At 51.7% G+C, this 16,952-nt stretch carries 17 protein-coding genes; 14 read left to right on the top strand and 3 right to left on the bottom strand.

Annotation, left to right across the window (positions count from 1 at the left end; genetic code table 11):
• The first annotated feature begins 329 nt into the window (after window positions 1-329).
• The 9 genes from JK211_RS15755 to JK211_RS15715 all read left to right on the top strand — a co-directional run bounded on the left by JK211_RS15755 (window position 330) and on the right by JK211_RS15715 (window position 9,288).
• Window positions 330-1,193 carry an N-acetylmuramoyl-L-alanine amidase gene (locus JK211_RS15755; RefSeq protein ID WP_371734648.1) on the top strand — a complete coding sequence of 288 codons (864 nt, stop codon included), beginning with the start codon at window positions 330-332 and terminating at the stop codon, window positions 1,191-1,193.
• Between the two features lie 201 nt (window positions 1,194-1,394).
• Window positions 1,395-2,135, top strand: a complete 741-nt coding sequence (locus JK211_RS15750; protein WP_212709574.1) for an SDR family oxidoreductase — start codon at window positions 1,395-1,397, stop codon at window positions 2,133-2,135.
• Between the two features lie 296 nt (window positions 2,136-2,431).
• Entirely contained in the window at window positions 2,432-3,517 is a 1,086-nt protein-coding gene (locus JK211_RS15745) for an LLM class flavin-dependent oxidoreductase (RefSeq protein ID WP_212709573.1), read from the top strand.
• Window positions 3,517-4,503 carry an ABC transporter substrate-binding protein gene (locus JK211_RS15740; RefSeq protein WP_212709572.1) on the top strand — a complete coding sequence of 329 codons (987 nt, stop codon included), beginning with the start codon at window positions 3,517-3,519 and terminating at the stop codon, window positions 4,501-4,503. Before JK211_RS15745 ends, JK211_RS15740 begins: the two co-directional genes overlap by 1 nt.
• Entirely contained in the window at window positions 4,500-5,483 is a 984-nt protein-coding gene (locus tag JK211_RS15735) for an ABC transporter substrate-binding protein (protein WP_212709571.1), read from the top strand. The genes JK211_RS15740 and JK211_RS15735 overlap by 4 nt, the downstream gene beginning before the upstream one ends.
• A complete protein-coding gene (ssuC, locus tag JK211_RS15730) occupies window positions 5,483-6,328 on the top strand; it encodes an aliphatic sulfonate ABC transporter permease SsuC (RefSeq protein ID WP_212709570.1) in 846 nt (281 codons plus the stop codon). The genes JK211_RS15735 and ssuC overlap by 1 nt, the downstream gene beginning before the upstream one ends.
• Window positions 6,325-7,101, top strand: a complete 777-nt coding sequence (gene ssuB, locus JK211_RS15725; protein WP_212709569.1) for an aliphatic sulfonates ABC transporter ATP-binding protein — start codon at window positions 6,325-6,327, stop codon at window positions 7,099-7,101. The genes ssuC and ssuB overlap by 4 nt, the downstream gene beginning before the upstream one ends.
• Window positions 7,098-7,700 (top strand): cysteine dioxygenase, encoded by a 603-nt coding sequence (locus JK211_RS15720; RefSeq protein WP_212709568.1) that lies wholly within the window; start codon window positions 7,098-7,100, stop codon window positions 7,698-7,700. Before ssuB ends, JK211_RS15720 begins: the two co-directional genes overlap by 4 nt.
• Window positions 7,693-9,288 carry a rhodanese homology domain-containing protein gene (locus tag JK211_RS15715; protein WP_212709567.1) on the top strand — a complete coding sequence of 532 codons (1,596 nt, stop codon included), beginning with the start codon at window positions 7,693-7,695 and terminating at the stop codon, window positions 9,286-9,288. The genes JK211_RS15720 and JK211_RS15715 overlap by 8 nt, the downstream gene beginning before the upstream one ends.
• A gap of 100 nt (window positions 9,289-9,388) precedes the next feature.
• Here JK211_RS15715 and JK211_RS15710 read toward each other — a convergent pair whose 3' ends face one another.
• On the bottom strand, window positions 9,389-9,739 hold the full coding sequence (locus JK211_RS15710) for a DUF3147 family protein (RefSeq protein WP_212709566.1): 351 nt from the start codon (window positions 9,737-9,739) through the stop codon (window positions 9,389-9,391).
• A gap of 185 nt (window positions 9,740-9,924) precedes the next feature.
• Between JK211_RS15710 and JK211_RS15705 the strand changes: the two genes are divergently transcribed.
• On the top strand, window positions 9,925-10,818 hold the full coding sequence (locus tag JK211_RS15705; RefSeq protein ID WP_212709565.1) for a LysR family transcriptional regulator: 894 nt from the start codon (window positions 9,925-9,927) through the stop codon (window positions 10,816-10,818).
• Between the two features lie 100 nt (window positions 10,819-10,918).
• Here the strand turns inward: JK211_RS15705 and JK211_RS15700 are convergent, their stop codons facing one another.
• Both JK211_RS15700 and JK211_RS15695 read right to left on the bottom strand, forming a co-directional pair.
• The gene (locus JK211_RS15700; protein ID WP_212709564.1) at window positions 10,919-11,770 is read right to left on the bottom strand and encodes an aldo/keto reductase; all 852 of its coding nucleotides are present in this window, start codon (window positions 11,768-11,770) and stop codon (window positions 10,919-10,921) included.
• Between the two features lie 141 nt (window positions 11,771-11,911).
• Window positions 11,912-13,108, bottom strand: coding sequence for a multidrug effflux MFS transporter (locus tag JK211_RS15695; RefSeq protein WP_212709563.1), 1,197 nt, complete (start codon window positions 13,106-13,108; stop codon window positions 11,912-11,914).
• 347 nt (window positions 13,109-13,455) lie between these two features.
• Here JK211_RS15695 and JK211_RS15690 point away from each other — a divergent pair, with 347 nt between their 5' ends.
• The 4 genes from JK211_RS15690 to JK211_RS15675 all read left to right on the top strand — a co-directional run bounded on the left by JK211_RS15690 (window position 13,456) and on the right by JK211_RS15675 (window position 16,791).
• On the top strand, window positions 13,456-15,003 hold the full coding sequence (locus JK211_RS15690; protein ID WP_212709562.1) for a peptide MFS transporter: 1,548 nt from the start codon (window positions 13,456-13,458) through the stop codon (window positions 15,001-15,003).
• A gap of 184 nt (window positions 15,004-15,187) precedes the next feature.
• Window positions 15,188-15,532, top strand: coding sequence for a YajD family HNH nuclease (gene yajD / locus JK211_RS15685; RefSeq protein ID WP_212709561.1), 345 nt, complete (start codon window positions 15,188-15,190; stop codon window positions 15,530-15,532).
• A 170-nt stretch (window positions 15,533-15,702) separates the two neighbouring features.
• Entirely contained in the window at window positions 15,703-16,146 is a 444-nt protein-coding gene (locus tag JK211_RS15680) for a DUF3290 domain-containing protein (protein WP_212709560.1), read from the top strand.
• Between the two features lie 9 nt (window positions 16,147-16,155).
• Complete coding sequence (locus JK211_RS15675; protein WP_212709559.1) at window positions 16,156-16,791, top strand: DUF421 domain-containing protein; 636 nt, start codon at window positions 16,156-16,158, stop codon at window positions 16,789-16,791.
• Window positions 16,792-16,952: the final 161 nt, after the last annotated feature.

Below are 16,952 nucleotides of genomic sequence, written 5' to 3'. Positions count from 1 at the left end.
ACCAGTGACATACGGATTAACAGTCCGCCGTTCTACCGACTGAACTACAGAGGAATTGTCGTGAAGACGGGGCGAATGATAGGGGGGAATATTGTCTGTGTCAATACGGATAAACACTTTGTCTTTCAAGTGACTAACTTTAAATCACTCTGGTGATAAATCATCCGTAAACTGCGGGTGAGTTAACGGGCCGCTGTGCGGGGAGAGGGCATTGCTATCGCAGGATGCTGACTGACGTATTTTGCAAAACAAACAACAAAAAAGTTACCTGAATCATCGATATACTGGCGGATATACGCCTGTTTACCCGCTCCCGCTTCAGGAAACTGATTAACGTAATGAAAAAAATTTGTCCCCTGGCCCGTCGCCATTTCTTATTATCCGGCCTGGCGTTATGTCTTCCGGCACTGGCCAGAGAAGAATTCGCGAATCTGGTTTTTACACCACAGAATCCGGTACGCAGCCAGTCTGCGATTGCCAGTGTCACCACGTCCCGTCAGCCGGCAGAGTTACATTCCCGTAAGCTGGTGATGATTGACCCGGGACACGGAGGAAAAGACCCCGGTGCAATAGGTGAAAAAGGTGAAGAAGAGAAACACGTGGTGCTGGAGATTGCCCATAATCTGCAGCGGTTATTCGCCCGTCATCGACGTATTGAAGTACGGCTGACACGTGAAGATGATCACTTTATTCCGCTCTACGAACGGGTGAATATTGCCCACCAGCATAATGCGGATATGTTTTTGTCCATACATGCCGACGGTTTTACCAGCCCGCAGGCCCACGGGGCGTCGGTATATGCCTTGTCGACCCGTGGGGCCAGCAGCACAATGGCCCGCTATCTGTCACAGCGGGAAAATGCGGCAGATGATTATGCGGATATTAATGTACAGACCAGAGACTCCCAGTTACAGCGGGTATTTTTCGATTTGGTACAAAACCAGAATATAAAAAACAGTCTGGATTTATGTCGTCATATGATTGGTCATATCCGCAGCGTCCATACGATGCACAGTTATCATCCGGAGCAGGCCGCTTTTGTGGTACTTAAATCCCCGTCCATACCTTCGGTTCTGATAGAAACTTCGTTTATTACCAACCCGCAGGAGGAGCATTTACTCGGTACCCCGCAGTTCCGTATGAATATAGCGCGGGCAATTGCCGGGGGAATAGAAAGCTATTTTTCCGCCTGACCTTTTACTGAATTTCAGACAATCAGATCCGATATTGTGCTTTGATTAAGCTGAATATGCCGGATATATTCAGTGCTGAAAACAGCAAAATCCTGTGAAATAGCCGGTGACGGGGCTGTTACCCTGCGTTGAGCAATAAAACAACTGCCGGTTATCCTGAATAAGGTCACCGGTTTTTCTAAAAACAACAACGGAGTAAATATGGGCAGGTTTCAGGGGAAACGAATACTTATTACTGGCGGTACCAGCGGTATGGGCCTGGCGGGTGCTCTGCGCATTATCAGTGAAGGTGGTCAGGTGGCTGTCACCGGGCTGAGTGCAGAACGGCTGGAAAACGCCCGTAACCTTCTGCCAGCAGACTCACTTGTCCTCAGCAGCGATGCCGGCAGCGAAGCTGATATCAGCGAACTGCAGACAGCCATTAGCGGATGGGGGATGCTTGACGGCTTATGGCTGAATGCGGGTTTTGCTGAAGTAAGTGTGCCTGAAGCGGTGACAGCCGAGGCCTTCAGCCGCATGATGAATGTTAACGTTCGCGGACCGATGTTGCAGCTTGCTGTGTTATCTGACTTACTTAACCCCGCAGCCTCTGTCCTGGTCACTTCATCGTCTTCTGTCTATGAAGGCGCAGCGATGACCAGTCTTTATGCTGCCACAAAGGGAGCGGTTATCGCGATGGCTAAAAGCTGGGCATCTGCGCTGGCCGAACGGCATATCCGGGTTAATACCCTGATACCGGGCCCGATAGAAACCAACTTCAGACATTTTATGCCGCAAGAATCGCGTCAGCAGTTTGAAGACTTTGTGGTTAGTCAGGTCCCCCTGGGCAGGGCTGGTACCGCAGAAGAGGCCGCAGCGGTAGCGCTTTTTCTGCTTTCCGATGATGCATCCTACGTCACGGGCAGCCAGTACGCGGTGGATGGCGGGCTGATTCATTATTAAATTTTTATAATTTCTGCCAGCCACAGGGCAATATCCGACAGCCTGCATTACCTGTCAGCCGGACGGGGTGCGGCTGTTCATTTTGTTGCCGGTTACGCCAGTCATTTTATCCCGGGCCGTCCGGCAGTTCCGCAGCCTGTATTCGCAGGGTCTGCAATTATCCGCAGAAAGTCAGTTAATATTATGCGTTTTTTTTATATTAGCTTAGCTAAAAAATTAATTTCACTCATTAAAGCGCAGTGAATAAGATGCCCCTTATCAGCCGAAACTCTCACGGTAGCAGACAAGGGGCAATTATGGGGATTCAGTTTACCGGAATGATCGGACATCGCCTGGCATCGGAAATTATTCCGGCACAGGGTCCGCTGTTTGATAAAAAATATATTACCAGCTTTGCACAAGCTCACGAACAGGCAGGCTTTGACCGTATCCTGGTGGGGTGCTGGTCCGATCAGCCTGACGGCTTCCTGGTCACCGCTCTGGCCGGCAGCCAGACATCACGGATCAAATTTTTGCTGGCACACCGGCCGGGATTTGTTTCTCCCACCCTGGCAGCCCGTAAACTGGCGACGCTTGACCATTTACTGGACGGTCGGCTGGCAGTGCATATTATCAGTGGCGGCAGTGACTATGAACAGCGGCGTGACGGGGACTACCTGACGAAAGTACAGCGCTATGCCCGTACGGATGAATTCCTTAGGGTTCTGCAACAGACGCTGACGCAGCAGCAACCGTGGGATCATCACGGTGATTTTTACCGGACTGAGGCAGCATTTTCGGCAATAAAACCCCGGCAGGACCATTTACCGATCTATTTCGGCGGATCATCACCGGAAGCTATTGAGGTGGCAGGTAAACATGCTGATGTTTTTGCTTTATGGGGTGAACCACTGGCCGGTGCAGCCCGCACGGTAGAGGCGGTACGAGCCAGTGCTGCCCGCCACGGGAGGAAAACCGGCTTTAGTATTTCGTTCCGGCCAGTCATCGGTGCCACAGAAGCCGAAGCCAGAGAAAAAGCAGCCCATATCTATCAGACGGCGAAAAAACAGCTGACGGAGTCAGGCCATCATTTCGGGTTGCCAAAACCTCAGAGTACCGGGGCTAAACGGTTAATGGATGCCGCGAAACAGGGCGAGTGGCTGGATAAGTGCCTGTGGACCGGTATCGCGGGGCTGGTTTCCGGAGGATATAACTCTACGGCACTGGTGGGCACCGCTGATCAGGTATCAGATGCTCTGCTGGAATACTACCGGCTGGGTATCGATAATATGCTGATCCGTGGCTTCGATCCGCTGAACGATGCGACAGAATACGGCAAGCAGCTGATCCCTCTGACCCGCGAAAAAGCGGCCGCAGAGCCTGTACTGTCGGAGAGTGTCTGATGAAAACAAGGACCCGCCTTGCGATTATGCTATTGGCATTGGCCGCGCCACTAGTACAGGCAGCCGATAACGTCACCCTGCGGCTTGGTGATGTCAAAGGTGACCGGCTGGTCGCGCTTAAAGCCTCCGGTGAACTGGAAAATCTGCCTTATCATTTGCAAGTCAGTTCATTTGATTCCGGGGCTCCTGTACAGGAAGCACTGAACGCCGGGGCTCTGGATGTGGGTTTTACCGGTGATTTACCCTTCCTCTATGTTTATGCTGCCGGAGCACCGGTAAAGGCTGTCGGTGCCTGGCAAAACAATCCGGACAGTATCGCACTGTTATCCCGTCCCGGCAGCGGTATTGATTCGCTGGCAGCATTGAAAGGTAAGCGTATTGCTGTCAATCGTGGTGGCTGGGGACATTATCTGGTGCTGGGATTACTGAAACGGGCGGGACTGAAACCTTCCGATGTTACTCTGCGTTTCCTTGGCCCTGCTGACGGACGGGCGGCACTTTCTTCCGGTTCGGTGGATGCCTGGGCCCCCTGGGAACCTTATCTCTCTTCTGCGCTAATCCTTGATCATGCGCAGCGGGTACCGGATGGCGGGGGAAAAGGCATTATGAGCGGCTATTCATTTGTTCTGGCCCGCGAAGATGCTATTCACAGTGATAAACGTGCTGCCATCTCTGATTTACTGACACGGCTGGCCCGCGCACAGCGCTGGGCGCTTTTACACCCACAGCAATTTTCTGCTGCCCTGGCGACAGAGTTGCATATGCCGCGTAGCGTGACAGAAGCCTGGACAGACAGTGCCAGAGTGACCCCGGTAGTATTTACGTCGCGGGTGCAACAGGCCCTGCAACATTCTGCTGATGTGTTTTTTCAGGAAAAAGTCCTGCCACGGCATGTCGATGTCAGTAATGCCTTCGACTACAGCCTGGCGACTGCGGCCAATAATATTGCGGCCACCCCCCTCACCCCCGTCAAGGAACAGCCATGAAACAGATCACTCCGGCGCTACTGCTATTGGCGATAAGTGTGACAACCACTGCAAATGCGGAAAAGATAACCCTGCAAATGGCTGACCAGAAAGGGGGAATGCGGGCGGTACTGGAAGCAGCAGGGAAACTACAGAATCTGCCGTATAACCTGCGCTGGGCTGAATTTCCGGCGGCAGCTCCGCTGGGTGAGGCCCTGAATGCCGGCGCGGTTGATGCGGGGTTTATCGGTGATGCCCCGTTATTATTTGCTGAAGCAGGCGGTGCACGGGTGAAAGCGATAGCTGTCGCTAAATCTGATGCTTATGGCACCGCATTACTGGTCAATGCCGGCAGTCCACTGACCTCTGCTGCCAGTTTAAAAGGTAAAAGTATTGCGACTAACCGTGGTTCTATTGGTCAGTTCGTGGCGCTGAAAGCACTGGCTGCGGCAGGGCTTAGTGCCCGCGATGTAACGTTCCGTTTTCTTGACCCGGCTGATGCAAAACTGGCATTGATTCGTGGCTCAGTCGATGTCTGGGCAACCTGGGAGCCGTATACCGCTTTTGCCGAAACTCAGGATCATCTGCGGGTATTGGTTAATGGCCGCGGACTATGGTCGGGTAATACTTTTGTCGCAGCCACAGACAGTGCTCTGGCAAATCCGGAAAAACGACGGGCATTACAGGACTTTTTACACCGTCTGTCTGATGCCCAGCAATGGGCAAATCAGCATCCCGACAGTTACAGCCAGACGCTGTCAAAAATTATTGGCTTCCCACAGGATGCGGTAAAACTGTCGTTTGAACGACGGCATATGGCCTGGCAGCCGATTGATGCACAGACTGTGGCACAGCAACAGCAGACGGCTGATTTTTATCATCAGAGCGGGCTGTTACCCGTGGCTTTGCAGGTCGCTCCCACCTTTGATTATAGTTTCACCCTGAGCGGGCCAGCGGGGGGCAAGGCTCCGGACGCATCCCGTCAGCAGGAGGTTCAATAATGGCAATTTTCTCACTGGACACGCCGGCATCCGCGGTACAGCGCCCCCGTAAATTGCGTTTCAGCAGACAGCGGTTAGGTCATGCACTATTGCCCTGGGCATTACCGGTGGTACTGATTGTGTTATGGCAACTGGCAGCACAGGCTGGCTGGTTATCGGTAAGAGTTTTACCGGCACCGGTCACTATCGGTAAAACATTCTGGCGTATGACCCTGAGTGGGGAACTGGGGAGTAATCTGGCAATCAGTACCGCCAGAGCACTGAGTGGCTTTGCTATCGGAGGGTCAGTCGGCCTGATACTAGGGCTGATCACCGGGTTATCACGCCCCGGTGAGCGGCTGCTGGATACCTCAATACAGATGCTGCGTAATATTCCTCACCTGGCACTGATCCCGCTGGTGATCCTGTGGTTCGGGATTGATGAAAGTGCCAAAATTTTCCTGGTGGCCCTCGGAACGTTGTTTCCGATTTACCTGAATACCTATCACGGGATCCGCAATATCGACCGTGGGTTGCTGGAAATGGCCCGCAGTTACGGGCTGAGCGGTTTCAGTCTGTTTCGTCAGGTGATCCTGCCGGGGGCACTGCCCTCAATTATGGTTGGTGTTCGTTATGCCCTCGGGGTGATGTGGCTGACGCTGATCGTTGCGGAAACTATCTCTGCTGATTCCGGCATTGGTTATCTGGCGATGAATGCCCGTGAATTCCTGCAAACCGATGTAGTGGTCGTGGCAATCATTCTTTATGCATTACTCGGCAAGCTGGCAGATGTCTGCGCGGTGTTGCTGGAACGCGTCTGGTTACGCTGGAATCCGGCATATCAGTCAGGAGGGAAATCATCATGACTATCAGTCATCAGCCATCCGGTACGCCACTGAGTATTCAGCGTGTCAGTAAAACGTATGCTGACAGAACCGTATTAAACAGTATCGAATTAGAGGCAGGAGCAGGTCAGTTTATTGCGGTGGTTGGCCGCAGCGGGTGCGGGAAAAGTACTTTCCTGCGCTTACTGGCGGGTTTGGAACAGGCGGACGCGGGAAATTTACTCAGCGAAGGACGGCCGCTACAGGAGCGGCAGCAGGATACCCGGCTAATGTTCCAGGAAGCCCGGCTACTGCCGTGGAAAAGTGTACTGGATAATGTGGGGCTGGGCCTGAAAGGCCAGTGGCGTGAACAGGCAGCTGCGGCACTGGATGCTGTCGGTTTAGCGCACCGTGCCAGAGAGTGGCCTTCGGCCCTGTCCGGTGGACAGAAACAACGAGTCGCTCTGGCCCGCGCCTTGATCCATCGCCCGTCCCTGTTACTGCTGGACGAACCCCTGGGTGCGCTGGATGCTCTGACCCGCATCGAAATGCAGGCACTGATTGAGTCTCTGTGGCAGAAGCAGGGTTTTACTGTGGTACTGGTCACCCATGATGTCAGTGAAGCGGTCGCGCTGGCCGACAGGGTGGTACTGATTGATGAAGGAAAAATCACCCTGGATTTAACGATAGATGTCCCTCGTCCCCGACGCCGCGGCGATCCGCGCCTCGCTGAACTGGAAGCCGGGGTACTTGAACATATTCTTGTCCCGGCAAAAACGCCGGCAGCAGAGCAACCCCTGAGGAATATTGTATGAGCAGGATAAAAAATCACCGGCGGTTAGCCGGTTTTATTCAGCAATTGTCTGCACTGCTGGACCGTTATCCCCGCCATGATGAAGCGGAAATTTTACAGCACAGTGCTCCGTTGCTGGCTGAGCTGGTCAGGGAAGATGACTGGCTGGATGATGAATTTGCACAGCCACATCCGCAGCATTATCAGCAGTATCTGCTGCATATGGATTCCGCGCAGCGTTTTTCTGTGGTCAGTTTTGTCTGGGGACCGGGCCAGCGTACGCCGGTGCATGATCACCGTGTCTGGGGGCTGATTGGTATGTTGCGGGGCGCTGAAATATCACAGTCGTTTATCCGTGATCAGCATGGTCTTACTCCGTCACAACCTCCGGTACAGCTCACCCCGGGAGAGGTCGAAATTCTGTCACCGCTGACAGGTGATATCCATCAGGTGAGTAATGCTTTTAATGACCGGGTCTCGGTCAGTATTCATGTCTACGGGGCGAATATAGGTCAGGTCACGCGGGCAACCTTCCGGCCGGATGGTAGTGAACAAACGTTTATTTCCGGTTATGCCAATCGTTATTTACCGAATATATGGGGATTATCCGCTGATGAGTGATAAACATCATTTCAGATTACGCAGCGCTGCTGATATCCGTCAGTCATTGCTGGCGAACCAGGAACTGGCACTGCTGGATGTACGGGAAGAGGCGGTATATGCCACCGGGCATCCGTTGTTTGCGGTTAACCTGCCATTATCAAAATTAGAACTCGACGTTTTTGCCCGTATCCCACGGCGTAGCACACCGCTGGTAGTATTTGACAACGGGGAAGGACTTGCAGAGGTGGCTGCGCAGCGATTACAGCTGCTGGGCTACAGTGATGTCGCTTTATTGCAGGACGGTCTGCAAGGATGGAAACAGGCGGGAGAACAGCTGTTTATTGATGTTAATTCTCCGTCAAAAGCCTTTGGTGAACTGGTGGAGTATCAGCGGCATACACCATCCCTGGCAGCAGAAGAAGTGGCTGAACTTCTGGCCTGCGGAGCGGATGTGAAAGTCTTCGACGTCCGCCGTTATGATGAATACCAGACCATGAATATCCCCGGCAGTATCAGTCTGCCTGGGGGAGAATTGCTACTGCGTATCCGTGATCATCTGCAATCAGAAAACACCCGGGTAGTTATTAACTGTGCAGGGCGTACCCGCAGTATTATCGGTACACAGACCCTGGTAAACGCCGGTCTGAAAAATCCTGTGGCAGCACTGCGCAACGGCACCATTGGCTGGACTCTGGCCGGTCAGACACTGGAACACGGTCAGTCGCGGCATTATGGCGAACCGGGTGAGGAGAATCTGTCACGGGCACTTCAGGAGGCGCAACAGGTTGCCGCACGAGCCGGTGTGGAATCCGTGTCTCTGGCGCAGTTATATGACTGGCAGCGCCAGAGCGACCGAACCACATATCTGTTTGATATTCGCAGTGCCGGAGAATTTGCCGCCGGACATTTGCCTGGTGCCCGCCATGTGCCCGGTGGCCAGCTGGTGCAGGAAACTGACCATTATGCCAGTGTGCGTGGCGCACGGATTGTACTGGCCGATGATCTGCAAGCCAGGGCCTGGATCACTGCTTCATGGCTGGCTCAGATGAACTGGCAGGTGGCAGTACTCGATGCGCCGGCAACTGAATTTACTGAGCAGGGGGACTGGCGGGCCCCGGTACCGGCGACGGGGTTGCATCCGCAGGTTGATCCACTTACGGCACTGCAATGGCTGACCACCGGTCAGACGCAGATCCTTGATTTCACGACCAGTGCTAATTACCGGAAAGGGCATATTCCGGGAGCTTACTGGCTGCTGAGGGCCGATATACCTGCACTGCTGGCATCGGGGACATTCCCTGACGCAGAAGGTTACGTTGTCACTTGTGGCAGCAGTCTGCTGGCCCGGTTTGCTGTCGATCAATTGCAGCAACTGACCGGAAAACCGGTGGTGGTACTGGAAGGCGGGAATAGTGGCTGGCGTGCCGCGGGACTGGCAGAAGAAGAAGGCGAAACCCGGTTATTATCAACGCCTGAGGATCGCTACCGCCGTCCTTATGAAGGCACAGATGTTTCGCCGCAGGTGATGCAGGCCTACCTTGACTGGGAATACGGGCTGGTGGAGCAACTGGAAAAAGATGCAACCCACGGTTTCAGGGTTATTTAATCTCTGACAGAGCAGGCTGTCGGACATGCTGTTTTTCCGGTAATGGCTGAGGCATCCTGCTATGTCGGTTGCCGCAGCCTGAACCCGGATCCGGCAACCGTTACAGTAAATGGATATTAAAGCGATGAAATATTGCTGCCCAGCCAGCAAAGAGAAGCACCGTGGATAAACAGCATATCAGCAGTGCGGGCCAGAAGCCCCACAGCTGATAAGCCCCGGGAAAAACAAGAAACATAGGCAATGTCGGTACCACATACCCAAAAGTATACCAGCCATGGCTGGCTATTTTTTGCTGACACTGTCCTTCTGCTTTCATCCAGATAAGCACCGGCACGGTGACCAATGGCAGTACGGCCAGTAATCCGCCCGGCCGGTCACTGCGTCTGGCTGTTTCCGAAATAAGCACGACCATTCCCGCCGTCAGGGCATATTTTATGATTAACCACAACATGGCACTGCCTGCCTTTATTTTTGTCCGGTGAACGCCGCACGGCAAATGATGCCTTACCCGGCCAGAATCGATAAAAATACATCTGTGTTTTTTATACATTGCCGGAAGTGTATAATTACCGGTTGCAGGCGCCGGGGTGATTAAACACTGCGGCAGAAAAAGCGTAACAGTGAAGGGACGGGGCGATGCTGAAAGAAAATTTCAATGAGCTGCAAATCTTTCTGATGGTAGCCAGAGAAAGAAGCTTCACTAAAGCTGCAGCGAAGCTGGGTGTTTCGCAGTCAGCCCTCAGCCATGGCATAAAAGCACTGGAAGCACGACTGAACCTGCGGCTGCTGACACGGACAACCCGTAGTGTGGCACCGACCGACGCAGGAGAAAGGATTATTGCCTGCCTTGAACCGGGGATTGCTGATCTGGAACAGGAACTGTTGTCGCTGGTACAGCTGGATGGTATTACCTCAGGAAATATCCGTTTATCGGCAGGGGAACATGCCGCACGTACACTGTTATGGCCAAAACTGAAACCTTTCCTGAAAGAGTATCCGGAAATTAAGCTGGATCTGGTGGTGGATAATGGTTTTGTGGATATTGTCGCCGGGCAGTTCGATGGCGGTGTGCGGCTGGGGGAAAGTGTCGAGAAAGATATGATCGCAGTAAAAATCGGTCCCGGTTTCCGGCTGGCAGTGGTGGGTTCACCGCAATATTTTGCTCAGCACAAGGCTCCGCAGGTTCCCAATGATCTGCATAATCATCGTTGTATTAATATGCGCTTGCCTACTGCGGGCGGCGTCTATCACTGGGAATTCGAAACAGAAGGGAAGCCGTCACGGGTCAGGGTTGAAGGACAACTGACATTCAATCAGTTACATGAAAGAACAGATGCGGCATTATCGGGGTTTGGTCTGGCTTTTGTCCCTGAAGATACGGTGCGCCAGTATCTGGACAGTGGCGAGCTGATTCAGGTACTGGCATCATTCTGCCCGACATTTTCCGGTTATTACCTCTATTATCCCAGCAGAAAGCAACACCCCCCTGCGTTTTCTCTGCTGATAGAAGCTCTGCGCGATACGGAATAACCGGCAGGGGCGGGCCAGTACAGGCAGACAGAGTCTGTCCGCGCTGGTGGGTTACCGGAGTCTCAGACTGTTTCCCCGCGGCAGATAAGCGGCGGGGCAGCTAAACATCAAGCTTACGGGCTGCCAGCCACTCTACTCTGGCTGGATCCCGGTGCGAGAAGAATGCACTGGTAGCGGTATCAATGGCTGTGATTTGTTGTATATCACCGGCGCTCAGTTCGAAGTCGAAAATATCAATATTCTCAGCCATACGCGTTTTTCGGACCGTTTTTGCCAGCGAGACAATCTGACGCTGATACAACCAGCGCAGGATCACCTGACCAGTACTCTTGGCGTATTTTTTACCGATGGCGGTCAGTTGCGGGTGTTCAAACAAACCGTTCCGGCCCTCGGCGAAAGGAGCCCAGGCTTGAGGGGCAATACCACGGCTTTTCATCCAGGGGACAGCATGCAACTGCTGGTTAAACGGATTAACCTCGACCTGATTAACCGCCGGTGTGACCTGATTAAACGCAGTCAGATCCGCCAGCCGGTCCGGATGGAAATTACTGACCCCGATAGCGCGGATTTTTCCTGCCTGTTGCAGTTCTTCCATTGCCCGCCACGCACCGTGGACATCACCGTAGGGCTGATGGATCAGGTAGAGATCCACATAATCCAGCTGCAGACGATTCAGTGATCGTTCGAACTGGGCTTTGGCACCCTGATAGTGAGTATCCTGCAGCCATAATTTGGTGGTGACAAACAACTGGTCACGGGCAATCCCACTCTGTTTTAGCGCATTTCCGACCTGAGTTTCGTTACAGTAAGCTGCAGCAGTATCAATCAGCCGGTAACCCGTTTCTATGGCATCCAGCACGGCCCGTTCACATTCGGCGGCATCGGTCATCTGAAATACACCAAAACCCGTAAGAGGCATCGTGATACCGTTATTCAGTGTCACTGTGTCCATCAGACTCTCCTTTGATAGTGTCGTTCTGTGAGCTTAACCCGTGGTATTTATCAAATAAAGACCAGTAATCAGCTAAGGCTTAGTCATCCTGCTCATTAATGTCCACCGCAGTCCGTGCCACGGCAGGACGCTGGCGGGCGATTATTCCTGCTGACCGGCGCGGGCAGTCAGCGCCATCACCAGGCTGGCCAGCGTAAATAAGCCAATAATCCATCCCATCGTCCGGGGGGTACCGTTACTGAATAACGCCAGTAATAGCGAAGAGATAATGCCACTGCCATACTGTAATGCACCGATCAGCGCCGATGCTGAACCGGCAAAGCCGGGTACTGCATCCAGCGCACAGGCTGTTGAAGTGGCGGCAATAACACCATTCATCGCGAAAAATATAAATACAGAGATGATAATCAGACTAATACCACCGATATCGGCGCCGGTACCTGCGGCCAGTACACCGGCCGCGGCCGCGGCAACCGTAACCGCTACCCTGAGCAGATTCTCCAGCGGGAAGTGTTGTACCAGCCGGCGGTTGACGATACTGAGTAACATGACTCCGAGAATATTGACCGCAAACAACCAGCCATAATATTGCGGGTCGATATGGAAATAACTGATATAGACAAAGGGTGAGCCGGTGATAAAAGCATATGCAGCCACGTAATAAAATGTCAGACACAGGGTAAACCGCATATAGTTTGCATTAGTCAGTAACTGATAATAGTTTCTGAATGCCCCGCTGAGTGTCACGCTTACCCGGTTTTCACTGGTCAGTGTTTCCGGTAAGAAACTTATGGCCGCCAGTAGCAGAATCCCGATAATAACCAGCAACCAGAATATTGCGTGCCAGCTGGTTATTTTAATCATCTGACCGCCGATTAACGGCCCGGCAATTGGTGCAATCGCCATAATAATCATCAGAGTCGATAGCATCTGTGCGGCACGGGTCCGGCTGAACAGATCACGGATCATTGCCCTGGCGAGCATAGGCCCGGTACATGCACCGAATGCCTGAAAAATCCGCCACATTACGATCTGCAGCATATCTGAGGATAATGCACAGCCGGCAGAACCAATAATGAATAAAATCAGGCCAATAAACAGGGGACGACGGCGGCCATAGCGATCACTGATCGGGCCCCAAATCAGCTGGGCGAGACAGAAGCCGGTCAGAAACCCGGTCACTGTAAGCTCTGCATTACCCAGCAACTCTTTGCTCATGACCGGCATCGCGGGTAAATAAATATCAGTAGATAACGAAGTGACCGCCATCAGTGCACTCAGGATAATAACAAATGACACCCCGGTGGTTTTACCGGAGTGTGGCCGGGTTTTAAGCATTACTTTCCGCCAGAATAGAATGGGTAACCTTATAGTAACCGGTTATCAGTTACCGATAATCCCTGTCCGGTGGATAAACGTTATGAGTGTGTCTCATAAATAAACTGACCGCGGTATGCAGATAATCTCTGCTACCGGTAAATGTCGGGATTTTCCAATAACCATAATTACAAACTGTGAACAGCTTCGAATTTATCACTAATAAAAAGGCTTTATCTTCCATAAAAAAAACTTTCCGGTTATCAAAGAGGTGAATAAATCCGGTGTACAGGGCAGCAGAAACGTCGCGCCCCTCTGCTGATACTCGCTATCTGCCTGACTTGCGGTAGTTTTTACTGGGAGACATTATGCATTCTTCTGAAAATACCTCCGGACCCCGCGGTTTCTTTGGTCACCCGTATCCGCTGGGCCCTCTGTTTTTTACGGAAATGTGGGAACGGTTTTCGTTCTACGGTATCCGACCACTCTTGATCCTGTTTATGGCTGCCACTGTGTATGACGGCGGTATGGGCATGGCACGTGAACATGCGTCGGCGATTGTCGGTATTTTCGCCGGCAGTATGTATCTGGCGGCACTGCCGGGAGGCTGGCTGGCCGATAACTGGCTGGGCCAGCAGAAAGCAGTCTGGTACGGCTCAATGCTGATTGCGCTGGGGCATTTATCGATTGCATTATCTGCATTCGCGGGAAACCGCCTGTTCTTTAGCGGCCTGCTGCTGATTGTGCTGGGATCAGGGCTGTTTAAGACCTGTATTTCCGTAATGGTCGGTACCTTGTATAAAGCCGGGGATGAGCGCCGTGACGGTGGTTTCTCATTGTTTTATATGGGAATAAATATCGGGTCTTTTATTGCACCGCTGATTTCTGGCTGGCTGCTGACTTCCTATGGCTGGCACTGGGGATTTGGTATCGGCGGGCTGGGTATGCTGGTGGCATTGGTGATCTTCCGTGTGTTTGCGGTACCCTCCATGAAACGTTATGACCGGCAAACGGGGCTGGATTCGGTGTGGGATCGTCCGGTGTGTGTCCGGCCCGGGATTGGACGCTGGCTGGCTGTGGCTGGCCTGCTGCTGGTGGTGGTCGCCGGATTAATGATTCAGGGAACATTGCAGATAAACCCTGTATCCGTAGCCAGTGTGCTGGTGTACCTTATCGCTTTCGCGGTTGTGGCTTTTTTTGTCCGGATGTTTTTCTTTGCCGGGCTGAATAAAAATGAACGCAGCAGGCTGGTGGTTTGCTTTATCTTGCTGATCGCCGCGGCCTTTTTCTGGTCTGCCTTTGAACAGAAACCGACATCATTTAATTTATTTGCAAATGACTATACTCAGCGACAGCTGGGTGATTTCACTATCCCCGCGGTCTGGTTTCAGTCACTGAATGCATTATTTATTATCCTGCTTGCCCCGGTTTTCAGCTGGTTATGGCCAGTACTGGCCAGAAGTCACTTTCGTCCGGACAGCCTGACCAAATTTATTACCGGTATTCTGTTTGCGGCCGGCGGGTTCGGACTGATGATTCTGGCGGCACAACAGGTGATCAGTAGTGGCGGGGCCGGCGTCTCGCCGTGGTGGCTGACGGGCAGTATTTTGTTGCTGACACTGGGTGAGCTGTGCCTGAGTCCGGTCGGGCTGGCGACTATGACTCTGCTGGCACCGGATAAGTTACGCGGGCAGGTGATGGGGCTGTGGTTCTGTGCCAGTGCGCTGGGAAATCTGGCTGCCGGCCTGATTGGTGGCCAGGTCCGGGCTGATCAGCTGGAAAGCCTGCCGGACTTGTTTGCGCGCTGTTCACTGGCCTTAGTGATCTGCGCGGTGGTGCTGGCTTTACTGATTATTCCCGTCCGCCGTATGCTGCAGAGTTATCATCAGCCTCCGGTTTCAGGTGAAATGAGGTGAGTTATTCAGCCGGTGTGGCGGATATTTACGCCACACCGGCCATGGCCGTGAGTGGTGGCAGAACAGAATATCGCCTGTGTAATACCCGCAGGATCATTCCGTGTGTTGTTTAATTTTACCCTGCTTTCGGTTATAGGCTATATTGGCAGATTATCCTGACATTTTTATCACCGGTGATTCTGTAATGGCTTTTATTCCTAAAAACTACGCGCGGCTGGAAAATGGTTATCGCGAAAAAGCACTGAAAATATACCCCTGGGTGTGCGGACGTTGTACCCGGGAGTTTGTCTATTCCAATCTGCGTGAACTGACAGTTCACCATATTGACCACGATCATACCAATAACCCGGAAGATGGCAGTAACTGGGAGTTGTTGTGTCTGTATTGTCATGATCATGAACACTCAAAGTACACCGAAGCTGATCTCTATGGGACCACGGTGGTTGCCGGAGAAGATGCACAAAAAGACATTGCCGCGGCGACCCATAATCCGTTTGCTGATCTGAAGGCATTGCTTAATAAGAAGTGATCTCCGTTACAGGCAGAGGGAACGGAGACCTCTGCCGGAGCCAATCAATCGCTGTTTTTCTGAGGCAGTAATACGCAGCAGAACGGCAGAGGGAGGGCAGGGCTGCCCGACCGGTAATTTGCTATAATTTTTGCCATTGGCGATGCTAAATACGCGGGGACAGGGCTTACATGAATTTTTACGGGATAGAGTATTTGCAGGCACAGTCTGCTCTGAGTGATTACTTAAAATATCTGCTTATTTTCAGTACATTGTCTGTTTTGATTGTTGTTTTCATTCTGTATATGCGTCATCGGTTACAAACAAAATATCGTGACCTGACTATTATTGCTTTTTTATTTCTTATTTTTATTTCCGGTGTGCAGTATGCCGATTATACAAACAGTGAAAATATACACTCCCAGTCTTCACAAATGGTTAACCTGGTCCGGTTATTAGCTAAAGAGAAAAATGTCAGTGTGAATGATGTTTTTTCTGATTCTGTTCAGTTGTCAGACGGGGTAATAATAAAAATAGATGATAAATATTATCGTGTAAATCTGAATGCTGACCTTAATTCTTATAGCCTGACGGAAACCTGGTTAACTAATCCCACGGTTAATATTATCAAGTAAGGAGACATAATGCCGGTTTATACACCAATTATTATCAAGCTGGGGTTAGGTATTATCTGTCTGATCGTACAGATTAACCTGATGGGGAAAGGCAACCTGGCACCTTCTTCTGCGATGGATCAGGTACAAAACTACGTACTGGGCGGAATTATCGGCGGTGTGATATATAATGAATCGATCACTGTTTTACAGTTTTTCCTGGTGCTTATTATCTGGACTCTGCTGGTATTGGTCGTTAAGTTTTTAAAAGAAAATAATCACTATGTTAAGCGTATTGTAGACGGTAAGCCGATTAATCTGGTCTATAACGGCAAAGTTGATGTTAAAGAATGTCTGATGAACGGTATTTCAGCTAATGACCTGATGTTTAAACTGAGATCGAACGGGATTTATGAAATAGGACAACTTAAAAGGGTGGTTCTTGAACAGAACGGACAACTGACTATTATCCAGGCCGGTGATGAAAATATTCGTTATCCGATTATTGTTGATGGTATGGCAAACCATGATGTGCTTGAAATAATAAATAAGGACAGAGAATGGTTAGAAGCACGGATTGCTGAACAAGGGTTTAATAAAATCAGTGAAGTCTATCTCGGGGAATATCTGTCCGGGCAACTGAATCTTTATGGATATAATCGCTAACGTTAAGGCCCGGTGGCGTGGGCCTTAACAATCCGTGCCCGGGGCATTACCTTTTACCTCTGAATAGCGGTTCCCCGTGTAAACGTCTGGCTCTGTGCATCTTCCTTCCGCCATCAGTGGCGGAGTTTCAGCAGCTGCACTGCGGCGGACGGGTTAAGGCC

This window comes from Tatumella sp. JGM130, from assembly GCF_018257525.1.
In the GTDB taxonomy this organism is placed as follows: Bacteria; Pseudomonadota; Gammaproteobacteria; order Enterobacterales; family Enterobacteriaceae; genus Tatumella; species Tatumella punctata.
Note: the sequence above shows the minus strand (reverse complement) of the source record. Positions and strands in the feature narration are given on the sequence as shown.

Excerpts from the sequence above, each read along its gene's own strand:
- yajD (WP_212709561.1), top strand. The coding sequence starts at position 15,188 with ATGGCTTTTATTCCTAAAAACTACGCGCGGCTGGAAAATGGTTATCGC.
- JK211_RS15695 (WP_212709563.1), bottom strand. The coding sequence starts at position 13,108 with ATGCTTAAAACCCGGCCACACTCCGGTAAAACCACCGGGGTGTCATTT.
- JK211_RS15710 (WP_212709566.1), bottom strand. The coding sequence starts at position 9,739 with ATGTTGTGGTTAATCATAAAATATGCCCTGACGGCGGGAATGGTCGTG.
- JK211_RS15745 (WP_212709573.1), top strand. The coding sequence starts at position 2,432 with ATGGGGATTCAGTTTACCGGAATGATCGGACATCGCCTGGCATCGGAA.
- JK211_RS15740 (WP_212709572.1), top strand. The coding sequence starts at position 3,517 with ATGAAAACAAGGACCCGCCTTGCGATTATGCTATTGGCATTGGCCGCG.
- JK211_RS15690 (WP_212709562.1), top strand. The coding sequence starts at position 13,456 with ATGCATTCTTCTGAAAATACCTCCGGACCCCGCGGTTTCTTTGGTCAC.
- ssuB (WP_212709569.1), top strand. The coding sequence starts at position 6,325 with ATGACTATCAGTCATCAGCCATCCGGTACGCCACTGAGTATTCAGCGT.
- JK211_RS15675 (WP_212709559.1), top strand. The coding sequence starts at position 16,156 with ATGCCGGTTTATACACCAATTATTATCAAGCTGGGGTTAGGTATTATC.
- JK211_RS15715 (WP_212709567.1), top strand. The coding sequence starts at position 7,693 with ATGAGTGATAAACATCATTTCAGATTACGCAGCGCTGCTGATATCCGT.
- JK211_RS15680 (WP_212709560.1), top strand. The coding sequence starts at position 15,703 with ATGAATTTTTACGGGATAGAGTATTTGCAGGCACAGTCTGCTCTGAGT.
- JK211_RS15720 (WP_212709568.1), top strand. The coding sequence starts at position 7,098 with ATGAGCAGGATAAAAAATCACCGGCGGTTAGCCGGTTTTATTCAGCAA.
- ssuC (WP_212709570.1), top strand. The coding sequence starts at position 5,483 with ATGGCAATTTTCTCACTGGACACGCCGGCATCCGCGGTACAGCGCCCC.
- JK211_RS15735 (WP_212709571.1), top strand. The coding sequence starts at position 4,500 with ATGAAACAGATCACTCCGGCGCTACTGCTATTGGCGATAAGTGTGACA.
- JK211_RS15750 (WP_212709574.1), top strand. The coding sequence starts at position 1,395 with ATGGGCAGGTTTCAGGGGAAACGAATACTTATTACTGGCGGTACCAGC.
- JK211_RS15705 (WP_212709565.1), top strand. The coding sequence starts at position 9,925 with ATGCTGAAAGAAAATTTCAATGAGCTGCAAATCTTTCTGATGGTAGCC.
- JK211_RS15700 (WP_212709564.1), bottom strand. The coding sequence starts at position 11,770 with ATGGACACAGTGACACTGAATAACGGTATCACGATGCCTCTTACGGGT.